The following is a 16,257-nucleotide window of genomic DNA, read 5'->3' as shown; positions in this document are numbered from 1 at the left end:
AACAGAAAGAAAGATGACTAAGAAATTATTATATATACTCATAGCTGTACCGGTATTAATTTTCAGTTCCTGCAGCAAAGATTATCTGGATACGAACCCTACTGATGCCTATCCTTCCGGCGCAGTATTCAGCAATATAGCAGGCGCATGGTCGGCTATCAATGGTATTCACCGTTCCCTGTATATCCAGTATGATAACCAGGACCAGGGTGGTCAGGGTAGTATCATGCTCAACAATGATATGCTGGGTGATGACCTGGTAATGACAGCAGCCGGTAACGGTTGGTTCAACTCACAGTATCAGTGGGTGACACACCGTACGACTTCTGCGACTTTCCTGAAATACACTTACTATTTCTACTACAAGATCATTGCAAACGCAAACATGATCATCGACAATATCGACGCAGTAGATGCTGACCCGGCGGAGAAAGCTATCATTAAAGGACAGGCATTCGCTTACCGTGCATGGTCTTACTGGAACCTGGTGCAGATGTATGGCAAACGCTTTGACGCAAACGGTAATAACAGTCAGCTGGGCATACCGCTGGTACTGACCAATACGGTTGAGCCACTGCCAAGATCTACAGTTGCACAGGTATATACACAGATCAACAAAGATATTGATGCAGCTTTGACAGGTCTGGCCGGTTATGCAGGCGATAACAGATCACACATCAGCGAAGCGGTAGCAAAAGGCTTTAAAGCACGTATTGCTTTGACACAGCAGGACTGGGCGACAGCAGCACAATTTGCTGCAGAAGCGAGAGCTGGTGTAGCACTGATGTCTAATGCAGATTATTTGAAAGGTTTCAATGATTATAACAATGCGGAGTGGATGTGGGGTAGTCACCAGATCTCTGAGCAGACCACTTATTTCTATTCCTTCTTTGCGTTCATCTCTGCAAACTTCAACTCCAGCGCTATCAGAACGAATCCTAAAGCGATCAACAGCACGCTTTACGAAACCATGTCAGCTACAGATGTACGCAGACTGGTATTCAGTCCGGATGGTAAGAACGTGCCTGTTCCATCAGGTGGTATCAGTCCGGCTTATATCAACAAGAAGTTCCTGACCGCTACCAGCAGCAGCATTGGCGACGTACCGATGATGCGTGCAGCGGAGATGTACCTGATCGAAGCGGAAGCTAAAGCACGCCTGAATGACAATGCTGGCGCAGCTGATGCACTGTATACACTGATGGTGAATCGTGACCCAAACTATACAAAAAGCACTAACACAGGCGATGCACTGTTGCAGGAGATCCTGAGACACCGTCGTATTGAACTGTGGGGCGAAGGGTTCCGTTTCTATGACCTGAAACGTATGAACCAGGCACTTGACAGGACCGGCAGCAACCATACGACTACTTTGACGAATGGTCTGATGCAGGTACCGGCAGGAGATATTCGTTGGGAATTCCTGTTCCCGCAGGATGAGATCAATGCGAATGGTAACATTATTCAGAACGATCTGTAAGGGCTTAACAGCAAATCTAAACCGATACGAAAAAGGGCGTCCGCTATTTAGCAGACGCCCCTTTTTGCTTTTATGACAAGTGGGAAATGTTTAGTTACCGGCGGCTTCAGTAGCCAGGGCCAGGATCTTTTTCACTTCGCTTACCTGTGTTTTTGAAATGCCGTATTCAGGTACACCGGGAATACCGCCCATGCTGACATTTGGATTACGGTACACCATACCGCTTTCTTCATATGCTTTGGCGGTCGTATGAAATTCTATAGCGCCTGTTTCTTTTACCAGTTCAGCGATATTATGCGCCCGTACACCGGAGCCTACGAGAATGGCAATACGTCCGGCAGATTTTTCCACCAGTGTTTTCAGTAAAGGGATACCTTCTACCGCTGTATTCCGCTGACCGGAGGTCAGTATACGTTCACAACCTGCTTCAATGATATCTTCCAGTGCCTGCATCGGGTCTTCTGTCATATCGAAGGCGCGGTGGAAGGTAACACCCATGGGCCAGGCCAGATCAACCAGGGCTTTGGTACGTACTTTATCCACTTTACCATCGGTGGTCAGCAGACCGATTACCACACCATTACATCCCAGGGATTTGCAGAGTTTAATGTCTTTCTGCATGAGGGTGAATTCGAGGTCATCGTACAGGAAATCGCCACCACGGGGGCGGATAATAGGGTAGAGGTCTATTTTTACTTTCTCACGGGCCAGGGCAATCGTTGCATAGCTGGGGGTGGTGCCACCTTCCAGCAGATTGTCGCATAATTCAATACGGTGTGCGCCGCCTTCTTCTGCAGCGATGCAGGAAGCGACCGAACCGGCGCAGATCTCAAGCGTGATCTTTTTCTCCATTTTTATACTTAGAAATAGTGCTTACCGTCTATCAGGACGTTGCTTTCCTTTTCGGAGAGCACAGCATAGTTAAATCCTTTCTGCAGGCAGTATGCGCCGTGTTCGCCTTTTTTGTTGATGGCGAGAAAGCCTACCTGTAAGCCTTTTGCTCTTTCTTTATTCTTCTTTACGATACGCGTTACTGCTTCTTTGCAGGCTGCTTCAGGAGAATAACCTTGACGCATCAGTTCTACAACGAGGAAGCTACCTACGACGCGGATCACTTCTTCACCAACACCGGTGGAGGTAGCAGCGCCTACTTCATTGTCGACATAGAGACCTGCACCGATGATGGGAGAGTCGCCTACGCGGCCATGCAGTTTGAAGGCCATACCACTGGTCGTACAGGCGCCGGACAGGTTACCGTTAGCATCCAGTGCCACCATACCGATGGTATCGTGGTTGTAGACGTTACCTGGCAGTTTAAGCGGGTTGAAAGTCGTTGCCTTGTCAGGACCATAGGAGGAGTTCTCAATGTTCATGATCGGCTTGTATTCTGACTTTTTCAGCCATTCGCGCCATGCTTTTTCTGATTCCGGTGTGAGCAGGTTTTCTTTTTTGAAACCATTGGCAAGGGCGAACTGGAGTGCGCCATCACCGACCAGCATCACGTGTGGTGTTTTTTCCATTACGGCACGGGCTACGGAGATAGCGTGTGTCACGTGTTCCAGTGCAGCTACAGAGCCACAATTGCCCAGTTCATCCATAATGCAGGCATCGAGGGTTACACGACCATCACGGTCAGGGAACCCGCTGTATCCTACGGTATGGTTGTTAGGGTCAGCTTCCGGTACTCTTACGCCGGCTTCAACGGCGTCGAGTGCACGACCACCTTTTTTCAGTACGTCCCATGCAGCCTCGTTGGCGGCGCGGCCGAAGTCCCATGTAGAGACAACGATCGGTTTGGTCACTTTACCTTTGGAGGCATCAGCTGCCTGTGCTTTCTCAGATGTAATACCATCTAAAGATAAAGCAGCGGCACTGAGGGCCGCTGCTTTTAAGAAATGTCTGCGATCTTGCATAATTCTTTATTTATGATACCGGAAAACCGGTCGAAAGTTTAATCTTTCATTTCCCATGCCAGGGCGCTTGCACCGAGGATAGCCGCATCGCTTTCTTTCAGTTCGGAGAAGACCAGCTTCACTTTGTTCTGGAAGATAGGCAAGAGGTTTTTCTCCATATGCTCGCGTACAGGTTTCATGATCATGTCGCCTGCTTTGGTCAGACCACCGAACAGGATGATCGCTTCAGGGCTGGAGAACATGACAAAGTTGGCCAGGGCCTCACCGAGTATTTTACCGGTGAATTCGTATACTTCTACTGCCAGCGGATCGCCTTTCATTGCGGCTTCATATATCACTTTGGAATTGATCTCTTCTTTCGAATGATCACGCAGGATGCTCTGTGTATCCGGGCGGTTAGCCAGGAATTCCAGGGCAGTGTTGGTTACACCGGTTGCAGAAGCATATGCTTCCAGGGAACCGTGTGCGCCTGTACCAGGATGGTATCTGCCACCAGGGATCACGATACAGTGACCGAGTTCACCTGCGAAGCCATCGTGACCATAGATCAGCTGACCGTTGGCAACAATACCGCTACCTACCCCTGTACCCAGCGTGATAACGATGAAATCTCTCATGCTTCTTGCAGCACCGTACTGGAATTCACCGAGTGCCGCTGCGTTAGCGTCATTGGTAAGGATAGCCGGTACGCCAAACTTTTCACCCAGCAATTTTGCTAAAGGTATAATACCTTTCCAGCGGAGGTTTGGAGCATATTCAATGTTACCGGTATAAAAGTTACCATTTGGTGCACCTACACCGATACCTCTGATGTTTTCAATGCCACCTACCTGTGCGATCAATACGGAGAGATGCTCGTGCAACTCATCCAGGAAGCCATGAACGTCTTCGTGTTGGTTCGTTAGCATACGACCATCACACAGAATATTACCTCTGCGATCTACTATGCCAAACTTTGTATTGGTTCCTCCAATATCAATGCCCACCGCTAATTGCTGACTCATAATCTATTCCCTGTGATTTTAATATGTTTTTAACTCTGAATGCAAAGAATGCCAGGTATGCAAAGCATACAACCGGAATAATGTAAGAATAATGGATACCGATAGAAGGGATATCTGCGAGACCACCCTGAACCGGAGGAACGAGTGAACCACCGAGGATCATCAGTACCAGGAAGGAAGAACCCTGGCTGGTGTATTTGCCCAGACCAGCGATCGACAGTGCGAAGATGCATGACCACATTACGGAGCAGAACAGACCGCCCGCAACGAAGGAGAAGATCGCTACTTCACCGGTAGTGAAGAGACCTATCACCATGGCCATGATACCAAGCAGTGCGAAGATCATGAGGGTCTTTGCCGGTTTGTCCTGACCGGCGAAGAAGCCGATGATCTGAACGACCAGTACACCTGCATAAGGATACAGCACACTTACATCTGTACCTTTCAGGTGATTTGCTGTCAGTACTACGCCATAAGCAATGAACGGAACGATCACAGAAAGGATCTGACGACCGGTTTTGGATACATTGAATACGGTGATAGCACCTGTCCAGCGCCCCACCATCATACTACCCCAGAAGAGGGATACATAAGGGTCGATCTGGGATTCTGATAAACCTTCCAGTGTAAGGAAGCCCGGATGTTTCAGCAGGGCGCCCATGTTGCTGGCGATGGTTACTTCCACACCAACGTACACGAAGATGGCGATCATACCCATAATGAGCTGCGGATATCTCATGGCTCCCCAGCCATTACCATCCTTGCGTGCGCTGTTCAGGGAATAGAAGAGAATTGCGAGGATACCTACGATACCGATCAGGAAGAAAGGCAGGCCCAGGTCAGTTGTTTCAGCAACGCCGATAGAAGTTTTGATCGCATTGAGTACGAGACCAACCATGATCAGGACGAACATGCCGGTGATAGCGCTCAGGGATTTACTTGCACGCGGAGATTGCTCAAATGGTTCGTCAGATGTGCCTTTAGGCATTTTGGAGAACCAGAAGATAGCTGCGGCAACAAGGAATAGTACGATCAACAGGACGTAGAGCGTATTGATCTTGCTGATGTCAGTGTCAGCAGACACGGAAGCATCTTTCGCAGAACCAAAAAGAAGAATACTTACTACCAGTGGTCCGATAGTGGTACCAAAGGAGTTGATACCTCCCGCCAGGTTAAGACGGTGAGTACCTTTAGCCGGATCGCCTAATAAAATGGCAAAGGGGTTAGCTGCAGTCTGCTGCAGAGAAAAGCCCAGCGCAACGATAAAGAAAGCACCCAGAATAAGATAGAACGCGGCAGTGGAATCAGCCATTTTGTTACCGATGTTCACTGCGGCGATTAACGCGATTGCACCTACTACTGATATGAGCAGGCCGTAAATGATACCTTTCTGGTAACCGATCTTGTTTAAGATATCTACGCCTCGTAGTGCTGAGAAGAGATACAGCAACAGCGAGCCGATAAAGTAAGCGCCGTAGAAAGAGAAATCAATTAATTGAGATTCCAGTTGTCCAAGGTGGAAATGCGCTTTACAAAAGGGGATGAAGATGCTGTTTGAAGCAGCCACGAAGCCCCAGAAAAAAAATACAAGTATCAGTACAAAGAAAGATGGATGTGTACTTTGCTTTGTTTGTTGAGCCATAAACGTGTTAAATTACTGTAATTTTTGCGCGATAAATGTATAAATTATTTTTCGAGAATTCCTAAATTTTCAAAATAAATATGCCTATTTTCCTGAAGCAAAAACGTTTTAGCTAATATGTTGTAAAATTTCTATTTATTTTAGATAGAAGTTGATTAAAATGCGTCGGCAAAAATTTAAAAGTGTACTATTTACGCCTTTTAAGATGGGAAATTAACTTATATCTACTCAAAAGTGCTATTTCCGTGTAATTAACTATGAAATGCAGAAATAAGTACATAAGTTCGCAAAGATCAATCAGAATCATTTAATTATTTGTAAAACAGGGGAAACAATGTCTAACACCGCAACTACGCTTGCTGCGCCAAAACAGGCCAGCTATGTACAATCGCTCCTTATTCTGGGGGTTCTCTATTTCATGCTTGGTTTTATCACGTGGGTAAATGCTACGTTGATCCCGTTTCTGCAGTTATCCTGTCAGCTGACCATTGCGGAAGCTTTGCTGGTGACATTTGCTTCTTACCTGGGATATTTCTTCCTGGCGATCCCTTCTTCTTTCATCATCAAGAAGACCGGCTTTAAAAACGGTATGGCCTATAGCCTTGTGATTATCGCAGCTGGTTGCCTGATCTTCATTCCGGCGGCCAACACACGTAATTTCGGCCTTTTCCTGGCTGGCCTTTTCATACAGGGGATGGGTATGTCTCTGTTACAAACGGCTTCCAACCCTTATGTGAGCATTATCGGACCTATTGAAAGTGCGGCTAAACGTATCAGTATAATGGGTATCTGTAATAAGATCGCGGGTACGATAAGTCCGCTGATCCTGGCTTCTATCATCCTCAAAGATGCAGAAGGGCTGGAAAAACAGATCGCTGCTACTACAGATGCAGTGGTTAAAAGTGGTTTACTGGACAGCCTGGCTTCCAGGGTGATCCTTCCTTATATCGTGCTGGCCGTGATCCTGGTAGGACTGGCAGTAGCAATTAATCGTTCTTCTCTTCCGGAAATAGATACTGACAACAAATCTGTGGATAATGAAGGTAAAACCGTTACCGACAGCAGGAACAGCATTTTCCAGTATCCTTACCTGTTGCTGGGTGCGTTGTGTATCTTCATGTATGTGGGTGTGGAAGTAATGGCCGGCGATGTGATCGGTACTTATGGCCGTGAGCTGGGTATGAGCCTTGACAAAACTAAATATTTCACCACATTTACGCTGGCAGCCATGCTGGTAGGTTATGTCGTAGGTATCATCGCTATTCCGAAATACTTGTCTCAGGATATGAGTCTGCGTATATGTGCGATCCTGGGTATATTATTCACAGCCTGTGCATTCATGACCAGTGGCTACGTAGCAGTTACTTTCATCGCTTTACTGGGTCTCGCGAATTCACTGATGTGGCCTGCTATTTTCCCGCTGGCGATTGAAAAGCTGGGTAGCTTTACCAAGCTGGGTTCTGCTTTCCTGATCATGGGTATTGTTGGTGGTGGCATACTGCCACAGATCTTCTCCCGTCTGTACAACCCGGAGAGCTTCATTTATGTACAGGGAATGGACTTCAGACATGCCTTCCTGTATTGTATGGTACCAGGTTACCTCTACATCCTGTACTACGCACTGGCAGGACATAAAGTTGGTAAAAGATAATCTGACTGATCATAAAAAAGGCCCGCTATCCGGCGGGCCTTTTTATTTAGTACTGGTCGTCCAGCGCAAATATCGGTTTTCGGTTCATCCACCTTCCTCTTGTAAAGTCCGGTATATACTGCACATTACCTCCTTCGGCTACAGACTGTTCACTCAGCGGCGTAATCGCATACCAGGTGGCCAGGTCATATACATCCAGCGCATAAGGTGCGCCTCTTTTTACGCTTTCGATAAAGGAATTGATCACAAACCAGTCCATTCCTCCGTGTCCTGCGCCTGCAGCACTGCTGGTATAGCGTCTCCACAGCGGATGGTCGTATTTGCCCATATAACTGTTCGGATCCTTGTCACTACCTGCTTTTTCCCATTCGTCATAAGGGCTTTTACCTTCTACATAAATGGAGTCGAAATCGTCCATCCACAGGCCATTGGTGCCTTGTACGCGGAAGTTGAGCGAATAGGGGCGGGGAGAGTTGGTATCATGTGAGAGCATGATAGTTTCTCCATTGTTGGTGCGGAGCAGGGTGGTCACAATATCACCGAGTTTGAATTCCACTTTGGCATTCGGGTGATTTTCTCCTCCGTTATCCACAACGTATTTATGTAATCCCCTGGATTTGGTGGCTACGGATGTCAGTGACAGCAGCCTGTTTCCACGGTTGATATTGATCATATTGGCTACGGGACCCAGACCATGTGTGGGATAGAGGTCACCGTTACGGTGTACGCTGTGGTTTGTACGCCATTTGGCTTCAGACATGGCTTTTTCGCCAAATTCGACACCACCGCCGTAGAGTTGTTTTCCATTGTTGAATTTCACTTTGCGGAGGTCGTGCTGATAGCCGCCCTGCAGGTGTGTGAGTTCGCCGAAAAGACCTTGTCTCACCATATTCAGTACGGCCATTACATCCCGGCGATAGCATACGTTTTCCATACCAAATACCGGTACGCCGGTATCTTCGCTGGTGTTCACCAGGTTCCAGCATTCCTGGATATCTGATGCGCCACAAACCTCTACGGCAGGCGTTTTACCTGCTTTCATGGCTGCAATAGCCTGGATGGTATGCCATTCCCACGGTGTAGCGATGATAACAGCGTCAATATCATCCCGTTTTAAAAGATTGTGGAAATCTTCGGGACCGTTGCTGTATTCGGCTACTTTCTTTTTAGCGCCATAAGCTTTAGTAATCAGTTCACGGGATTTTGGAATTGCCCATTGTGTATCCGGATCGCAGATGGCCACAACATCTACATCGTCCCGATGGAGGCACAGGTCCAGATGCCCTTGTCCGCGGGCGCCTACACCTATCAATCCTACTCTTACTTTTTCCTTTTTGATGTCTGCGAAGAGGCGGGCAGGCGTATTGAGGAGGGTCAATCCTACACCTGCGGCCACAGTGGTTTTGAGAAAGTTTCTCCTGTGAAATTGCTGCTTTTTCATGCGTTGTTTGGTTTTAGCTCTTGCTAAAAGAAGACTGCTGGTGTATTTGTAGCTGGTGACTAAAAATAGAGAAATTGTTGGGGAACTTCTATTTTATTTTGACTTTCCCTGCATCAATTTTCTCATGGTATATACTATTCCCTTTATTAAACATTATTTTAGTTGGATACTGCGGAAAGTGTGCATAAACAGGTCTTAAAGAAACAGCAGGTCTTACGAAACTAAATAACAGGTCTTATACCACTGATTGTGTCCGGAAAACGGTCCGGTTCCACGAAAGGTCAAACATTTGAGATGAGAAAGTTCTTATTAATGGCCGGGCTTTGCAGCACGCTGGCCACTGCTCATGCGCAGGACATTGCTCCGTATGGGGCGCTGCCATCCAAATCACAGGTGGAGTGGCAGGATATGGAATATTACATGTTTATCCACCTTGGTCCGAACACCTTTACAGACAATGAATGGGGACATGGCGACGAAGATCCTAAGGTCTTCAATCCTTCCCAGTTGGATGCCCGTCAGTGGGCGCGTACCGCGAAACTCGCCGGTATGAAAGCGATTATTATTACTGCGAAGCACCACGATGGTTTCTGTCTGTGGCCAAGTAAATACAGCACCCATACGGTCAGAGAGAGTGCCTGGAAAGACGGGAAAGGGGATATCCTGAAGGAATTATCCGCCGCCTGTAAGGAGTACGGACTGAAGTTTGGTGTATATCTGTCTCCATGGGACCGTAACCACCCTGCTTATGGTACACCGGAGTACAACCAGGTTTTCTCTAATACATTAAATGAAGTGCTGAGCAGCTATGGCCCTGTGTTTGAACAATGGTTTGACGGTGCTAACGGAGAAGGTCCGAATGGTAAGAAGCCGGTATACGACTGGCCGCTTTTCCACAGTACGGTATATAAGAACCAGCCGAATGCGGTTATTTTCAGTGATGTGGGACCGGGTTGCCGCTGGGTAGGTAATGAGGATGGCATTGCAGGTACTACGAGCTGGTCTACGCTGAACGTGACTGGTTTTTCGCCAGGAAAGGGTGCGCCTCCACAGTCTGTACTGAATGAAGGGAATATGAACGGAGAGAAATGGGTACCTTCTGAATGTGATGTGTCTATCCGTCCGGGATGGTTTTATAGTCCGTCTACCAATGATAAGGTAAAAAGCGTACAGCAGCTGTTAGATATCTACTATGGTTCTGTCGGCCGCAACGGGAATATGCTGTTGAATGTGCCGGTTGACCGGAGAGGTCTGATCTATTCAGCGGATTCTACCCGTCTGATGGAGTTCAGGAGAATGCGTGAAGAGAGCTTTAAGACCAACCTGGCACTGAAAGCAAAGGTGACAGCCACAGAAACCCGCAAGGGAAATACACATGTTAATGTGCGTAACCTGATCGATGGTAAGAATGACACTTACTGGGCTACGCCGGATAATGCTTTACAGGGAACAATCACTTTGACTTTCCCGAAGGCGGTTACATTCAACCGGCTGGTGATGCAGGAGTATATTCCGCTTGGCCAGCGTGTGAAGGCGTTTAGCGTGGAAGTGCTGGAGAAAGGGGCGTTTAAGGAAGTAACGACAGCTACCACAATCGGACATAAGCGTATTCTGTCCTTCCCGGATGTGACCACTACGCAGGTGCGTGTGAAGATACTGGATGCGCTGGCTTGTCCGGTGATCAGCGAAGTACAGCTGTACAAAGCGCCGGGTTTACTGGCGGTACCTGTTATTAACCGTAACAAGAACGGCGATGTGAGCATTACCTGTTCTTCTCCGGATCCGGAACTGCATTATACCCTGGATGGCAGGGAGCCGACTTTCAAATCACCTAGATATACAGGTTTGATTCCCCTGCCGAAGGGCGGTGTTATCAGGGCGAAGTCATTCCTGGAGAAAGGAAAGGTAGCCAGTACAACAACTACTGTTAGTTATGATATAGCGCCGGCTAAGTGGAAGGTGATATATACAGATGATCAGGCAGCAGGTGCCGATCCGGAGAGAGCGATTGACGGCAACCCGAATTCCTTCTGGATGACGAACTACCAGCCGGATGCATCAAAATATCCGCATGAGATCCAGATAGATATGAATGAGTCATTGACCCTGAAAGGGTTTGTGTATACGCCTAGACACCAGACGGTACGTTCCGGTACGATCTATGGCTATGAGTTTTATGTGAGTGAGGATGGGGAGAACTGGGGCCAGCCTGTGGCACATGGAAACTTTGCGAACATTGCCAACAATCCTGTGACGCAGACAATTAAATTTAACATTCCTGCAAAAGGACGATTTATCCGCCTTGTGGCCACTACGCCTGCCAATGAAAATGAGCATTGGGCCAGTGTGGCAGAGCTAGGCGTTATCACTAAATAAGTAAACTATTGATTTTCAGGATGTCCCCGCCAGAATGGCGGGGACATCTGTTTTATATGAGTATAAATAATCTATGTTGGCCCGTAATTTGCAACTACCTATTTGATAATTTAACTTTCCGTCTTGAATTTTTTGTCCGCTAAGAAAAAATAATATTATAACTTTGCGTTTGATTTAAAATAAAGACAGTTTTTAACAATTTAATGCTGAACTGAAGTTGGAAAACTTTGCGGCCCATACACTTTCTGCATATCATCCTTCTCTGAGAGAAGGAGAATACTCTATTGGGTTCAATGTCTTTAGATATCTTTCCCGACGACCTCGTATTTGATAGCGTCCGCTTACATAATGCACGCTATCGCAACCTCGTGACAACTCTCAGTCATAGCAGGTATTATTTCTATCCAGCAATGGATTCCAGGTATTAATTTATTGATTTACGTTTTCAATTGACAAAATTGGAAAATCCGAATATCATTGTCAGGGTCGCGACCACTGACGATAAGCATTATGGCAAAACCATCACAGATGAGATGGAGGCTTCCGCAAAAGCGCGTGGAACAGGTATTGCCAAACGTTCTCCCGAGTATGTACAACTGAAGATGGAGGAGGGTAAGGCTGTTATAGCATTAACAGATAAAGGCGAATGGGTAGGCTTCTGCTATATAGAGGCCTGGGGACATGAGAAATTTGTGGCCAACTCAGGATTGATCGTCAACCCTGCATTCAGAGGACATGGGGTGGCAAAGGCTATTAAACACCGTGTATTTGAATTGTCCAGAGAGAAGTATCCGGATGCGAAAATATTTGGTCTGACTACCGGTCTTGCGGTGATGAAGATCAACTCCGAACTGGGCTATGAGCCAGTGACTTATTCAGAGCTGACAGACGATGAAGAGTTCTGGAAAGGTTGCCGCAGCTGTGTCAATTTTGAAGTGCTGACGAGTAAGAATCGTAAGAACTGTCTGTGTACGGCAATGCTGTACGATCCGGTGGAGAAGGCGAAAGAAGAGGCTGAAAGAGAAGCGCTGAAAAAGGCTGCCCTGCATATCCAGACGGATGCTTTAGGCGCTGCTCAGCCGCAGATCCTGGTGGCAGCGAATGGGGAGATCAAACACGCAAAGAAAGCAAGGAAGTTCAAGGAGAATTTCAAGCTGTTTGAAAGATGGCTGCGCTTTAAAAGATTCGTACTGCTGAAAAGCGGTAAGGATAGCATCAGTGGTGGCGGAGCGCCATCCAGCAGAAAGCGTTTCTTTCTGTTCAACATATTGTAAACGATCATTCTTTTATTATAACGCGTCACCCATACGATAGTGTGGTGGAGGAGCACAATCTTATCATAAATGAAAAAAGTAGTACTTGGATTTAGCGGAGGACTTGATACTTCCTATTGCGTAAAATACCTGACAGATGACAAAGGGTATGAAGTGCATTCAGTAATCGTTAATACCGGTGGTTTTTCTGCGGAAGAACTGCAGGAAATTGAACGACGTGCATATAGCCTGGGAGTAAAGAGTCATAAGACCGTAGATGCAATACGTTCCTATTATGATAGTGCTATCAAATACCTGGTATTTGGTAATGTGCTGAAGAATAATACCTACCCACTCAGCGTAAGTGCAGAGCGTGTTACACAGGCCCTGGCTATTGCAGAGCATGTGAAAGCAGTAGGTGCTGACGCCGTAGCGCACGGTAGCACCGGTGCCGGTAACGATCAGGTACGTTTCGATATGATCTTCCACATCATGATACCAGGCGTGGAGATCATCACTCCGATCCGTGACCTGAAACTGAGCCGTGAAGAAGAGATCGAATACCTGAAAGCGAAAGGTGTGGAAATGAATTTCGCAAAAGCAGCTTATTCTATTAATAAAGGTATCTGGGGTACATCTGTGGGCGGTAAGGAAACACTGACCTCCGATGGCTTCCTGCCTGAAGAAGCATGGCCGACACAGCTGACTAAAGAAGGTACTGAAAAAGTATCTCTGCAGTTTGTGAAAGGCGAACTGACCGGTGTGAACGGTAAAACCTTCTCACATCCATCAGAAGCGATCCAGCACCTGCAGGAGATCGCCGGTGCATATGCTATCGGCCGCGACATCCACGTAGGTGATACCATCATCGGTATTAAAGGCCGTGTAGGTTTTGAAGCAGCAGCGCCTGTTATTATCATCAAAGCGCATCACGCACTGGAGAAACACGTACTCACAAAATGGCAGCTGACCTGGAAAGATCAGTTGTCTCAGTTCTACGGTAACTGGCTGCACGAAGGTCAGGTAATGGACCCGATCATGCGCGATATCGAAGCATTCCTGCAGAATAGCCAGGGGCATGTAACCGGTGAGGTATTTGTGACCTTACAGCCTTATCGCTTCCAGGTAACAGGTATTCAATCTGAATTTGATCTGATGAGCAGCAAATTCGGTAAATACGGTGAAATGAACAGTGGCTGGAGCGGTGAAGACGTAAGAGGTTTCAGCAAAATATTCGGTAACCAGACTATGATCTGGCATCAGGTTGCAGAAAGTGCCAAGGGCAAATAGCCGGCGGCGTAAAACAGATGAAAATGGCAAATGACAAAAAGATAAAAGCAGGGATTATAGGTGGCGCAGGTTATGGCGGTGGTGAAATGATCCGTCTTTTATTGAATCATCCCAACGTAGAGATTTCTTATGTACATAGCCGGAGTAACGCCGGCAATCCCCTTTACGCAGTACATGCCGACCTGCTGGGGGAAACTGAACTGACCTTTACAGGAGAAATGAGCAACGATATCGATGTATTGTTTCTTTGTCTGGGTCACGGAGAAGCAAAGAAATTCGTGGAAGCAACAGATATCGCAGCATCGATAAAAATCATCGATCTTAGCCAGGACTTCAGGCTGGGAGAGACGGTAAAGGGCCGCGAGTTTGTATACGGTCTTCCCGAAATGCAACGAGAAAAGATCATTACTGCAAATAATATTGCCAACCCTGGTTGTTTTGCAACAGGTATACAGTTAGGATTGTTGCCGCTGGCCAAAGCGGGTTTGCTGCAGGAAGTACATACTACCGGTATTACAGGATCCACCGGTGCAGGACAGAGTTTACAGGCGACTTCACATTTTACCTGGAGGGCCAATAACATCTCTACCTACAAAGTACTGAGCCATCAGCATCTGAAAGAAATACGACGAAGCCTGCAGCTGTTGCAGCCTTCCTTTACCGGAGACGTCAACTTCGTACCGGTTCGCGGAGATTTTCCAAGAGGTATCTGGGTAACCTCTTACCTGCAGAGCGACTTATCGCTTGAAGAAGCGCAGCAGCTGTATAAAGACTACTACGCAGGCCATCCATTTACACATGTAAGTGATAAGCAGATCGACCTGAAGCAGATCGTAAACACCAATAAATGTTTAATCCAACTTGAAAAAGTAGGTAACAAACTGGTGATTCATTCCATCGAAGATAATCTGCTGAAAGGTGCATCAGGACAGGCGGTTCAGAATATGAACCTTCTGTTTGGATTTGATGAAACTGCTGGTTTGAAGCTGAAGTCTATCGTATTCTAACTATGCCCGATTAAGTGCCAATTTTTACAATCCTCCCGCTACAAACGGGAAACAATCAGAGCTACCATGCAATTATTTGACGTATATCCCATCAACGATATCACTATAGAAAAGGCGGCCGGTTCCAATGTATGGGACGATAAAGGCAACCAGTATCTTGACCTGTACGGTGGTCATGCCGTGATCTCCATCGGCCATACACATCCGCACTACGTAAAGAGATTAACAGATCAGTTACAGAAAGTAGGATTCTATTCCAACTCTATCAAAATACCTTTGCAGCAGGAACTGGCAGCGAAACTGGGTAAGATTTCCGGTAAGGAAGATTACCAGCTGTTTCTTTGTAACTCAGGTGCCGAAGCAAACGAGAATGCACTGAAACTGGCTTCTTTCCACAATGGCAAGAAGAAGATAATTGCATTCAAAAAATCTTTCCACGGCAGAACTTCACTGGCAGTAGCTGCAACCGACAATCCGAAGATCGTAGCGCCTGTGAATGAAACTGACAACGTGGTATTTCTGCCATGGCAGGATGAAGCAGCACTGGAAGCGGCGTTTAAACAATACGAAGTATCTTCTGTTATCATCGAAGGTATTCAGGGTGTAGGTGGTATCCAGGTAGCAAGCGCTTCTTTCCTGCAAAAGATCAGAAGTCTGTGCGACGCGCATAATGCCGTGTTTATTGCAGATAGCGTACAATGTGGTTACGGCAGAAGCGGTAAATTCTATTCTCATGATTTCGCCGGCGTAAATGCTGACATCTACACCATGGCGAAAGGTATGGGTAATGGTTTCCCTATCGGTGGTATCATCATCGCTCCGCATATCCAGGCATCTTACGGTTTGCTGGGTACCACTTTTGGTGGTAATCATCTGGCATGTGCCGCTGCACTGGCAGTACTGGAAGTGATCGAGCAGGATAACCTGGTAGAGAACGCAGCAAAAGTAGGTGGTTACCTGATCGAACAGCTGAAGACATTCCCGCAGGTAAAAGAAGTAAGAGGCAGAGGGCTGATGATCGGTATTGAACTGCCGGAAGAGCTGAACCATGTGAGAAAAGAATTGTTGTTTAAGCACAGGATCTTTACCGGCGAAGCAAAGCCAAACGTAATCAGACTGCTGCCTTCCCTGGCATTGACCATGGAACACGCAGATCAGTTCCTGACAGCATTCAAACAGGAAGTAGGTAAAAACTAACAT

At 46.9% G+C, this 16,257-nt stretch carries 12 protein-coding genes; 7 read left to right on the top strand and 5 right to left on the bottom strand.

Going from position 1 to position 16,257, the window contains the following annotated elements:
• Nucleotides 1-13 precede the first annotated feature (13 nt).
• Nucleotides 14-1,480 (top strand): RagB/SusD family nutrient uptake outer membrane protein, encoded by a 1,467-nt coding sequence (locus CPIN_RS32465; protein ID WP_012794132.1) that lies wholly within the window; start codon nucleotides 14-16, stop codon nucleotides 1,478-1,480.
• Between the two features lie 90 nt (nucleotides 1,481-1,570).
• On the opposite strand, the gene CPIN_RS32460 is transcribed toward CPIN_RS32465, so the two are convergent.
• Genes CPIN_RS32460 through CPIN_RS32445 form a run of 4 tightly spaced genes read right to left on the bottom strand, consistent with a single transcriptional unit; the run spans nucleotide 1,571 to nucleotide 6,039 of the window.
• Complete coding sequence (locus tag CPIN_RS32460) at nucleotides 1,571-2,332, bottom strand: copper homeostasis protein CutC (protein WP_012794131.1); 762 nt, start codon at nucleotides 2,330-2,332, stop codon at nucleotides 1,571-1,573.
• Nucleotides 2,333-2,340: 8 nt separating this feature from the next.
• Nucleotides 2,341-3,393, bottom strand: coding sequence for a glycosylasparaginase (locus tag CPIN_RS32455; RefSeq protein ID WP_012794130.1), 1,053 nt, complete (start codon nucleotides 3,391-3,393; stop codon nucleotides 2,341-2,343).
• Between the two features lie 38 nt (nucleotides 3,394-3,431).
• Nucleotides 3,432-4,397, bottom strand: a complete 966-nt coding sequence (locus tag CPIN_RS32450; RefSeq protein ID WP_012794129.1) for an ROK family protein — start codon at nucleotides 4,395-4,397, stop codon at nucleotides 3,432-3,434.
• Nucleotides 4,369-6,039, bottom strand: a complete 1,671-nt coding sequence (locus tag CPIN_RS32445; RefSeq protein WP_012794128.1) for an MFS transporter — start codon at nucleotides 6,037-6,039, stop codon at nucleotides 4,369-4,371. Before CPIN_RS32445 ends, CPIN_RS32450 begins: the two co-directional genes overlap by 29 nt.
• Nucleotides 6,040-6,373: 334 nt before the next feature.
• Between CPIN_RS32445 and CPIN_RS32440 the strand changes: the two genes are divergently transcribed.
• The gene (locus CPIN_RS32440; protein WP_012794127.1) at nucleotides 6,374-7,690 is read left to right on the top strand and encodes a sugar MFS transporter; all 1,317 of its coding nucleotides are present in this window, start codon (nucleotides 6,374-6,376) and stop codon (nucleotides 7,688-7,690) included.
• A gap of 46 nt (nucleotides 7,691-7,736) precedes the next feature.
• Here the strand turns inward: CPIN_RS32440 and CPIN_RS32435 are convergent, their stop codons facing one another.
• Nucleotides 7,737-9,131, bottom strand: a complete 1,395-nt coding sequence (locus CPIN_RS32435) for a Gfo/Idh/MocA family protein (RefSeq protein ID WP_012794126.1) — start codon at nucleotides 9,129-9,131, stop codon at nucleotides 7,737-7,739.
• 294 nt (nucleotides 9,132-9,425) lie between these two features.
• Between CPIN_RS32435 and CPIN_RS32430 the strand changes: the two genes are divergently transcribed.
• From CPIN_RS32430 to CPIN_RS32410, 5 genes are all read left to right on the top strand, one after another.
• The gene (locus CPIN_RS32430) at nucleotides 9,426-11,507 is read left to right on the top strand and encodes a discoidin domain-containing protein (protein WP_044220237.1); all 2,082 of its coding nucleotides are present in this window, start codon (nucleotides 9,426-9,428) and stop codon (nucleotides 11,505-11,507) included.
• Nucleotides 11,508-11,965: 458 nt separating this feature from the next.
• A complete protein-coding gene (locus CPIN_RS32425; RefSeq protein WP_044223025.1) occupies nucleotides 11,966-12,781 on the top strand; it encodes a GNAT family N-acetyltransferase in 816 nt (271 codons plus the stop codon).
• A gap of 69 nt (nucleotides 12,782-12,850) precedes the next feature.
• Nucleotides 12,851-14,050, top strand: coding sequence for an argininosuccinate synthase (locus CPIN_RS32420; protein ID WP_012794123.1), 1,200 nt, complete (start codon nucleotides 12,851-12,853; stop codon nucleotides 14,048-14,050).
• 23 nt (nucleotides 14,051-14,073) lie between these two features.
• Complete coding sequence (gene argC, locus CPIN_RS32415) at nucleotides 14,074-15,057, top strand: N-acetyl-gamma-glutamyl-phosphate reductase (protein WP_012794122.1); 984 nt, start codon at nucleotides 14,074-14,076, stop codon at nucleotides 15,055-15,057.
• Nucleotides 15,058-15,123: 66 nt separating this feature from the next.
• A complete protein-coding gene (locus tag CPIN_RS32410) occupies nucleotides 15,124-16,254 on the top strand; it encodes an aspartate aminotransferase family protein (protein WP_012794121.1) in 1,131 nt (376 codons plus the stop codon).
• Nucleotides 16,255-16,257 lie beyond the last annotated feature (3 nt).

It is taken from the genome of Chitinophaga pinensis DSM 2588 (assembly GCF_000024005.1).
GTDB classification, from domain to species: Bacteria; Bacteroidota; Bacteroidia; order Chitinophagales; family Chitinophagaceae; genus Chitinophaga; species Chitinophaga pinensis.
The sequence above is the reverse complement of the archived record's forward strand: the minus strand, read 5'-3'. Positions and strand labels throughout refer to the sequence as shown.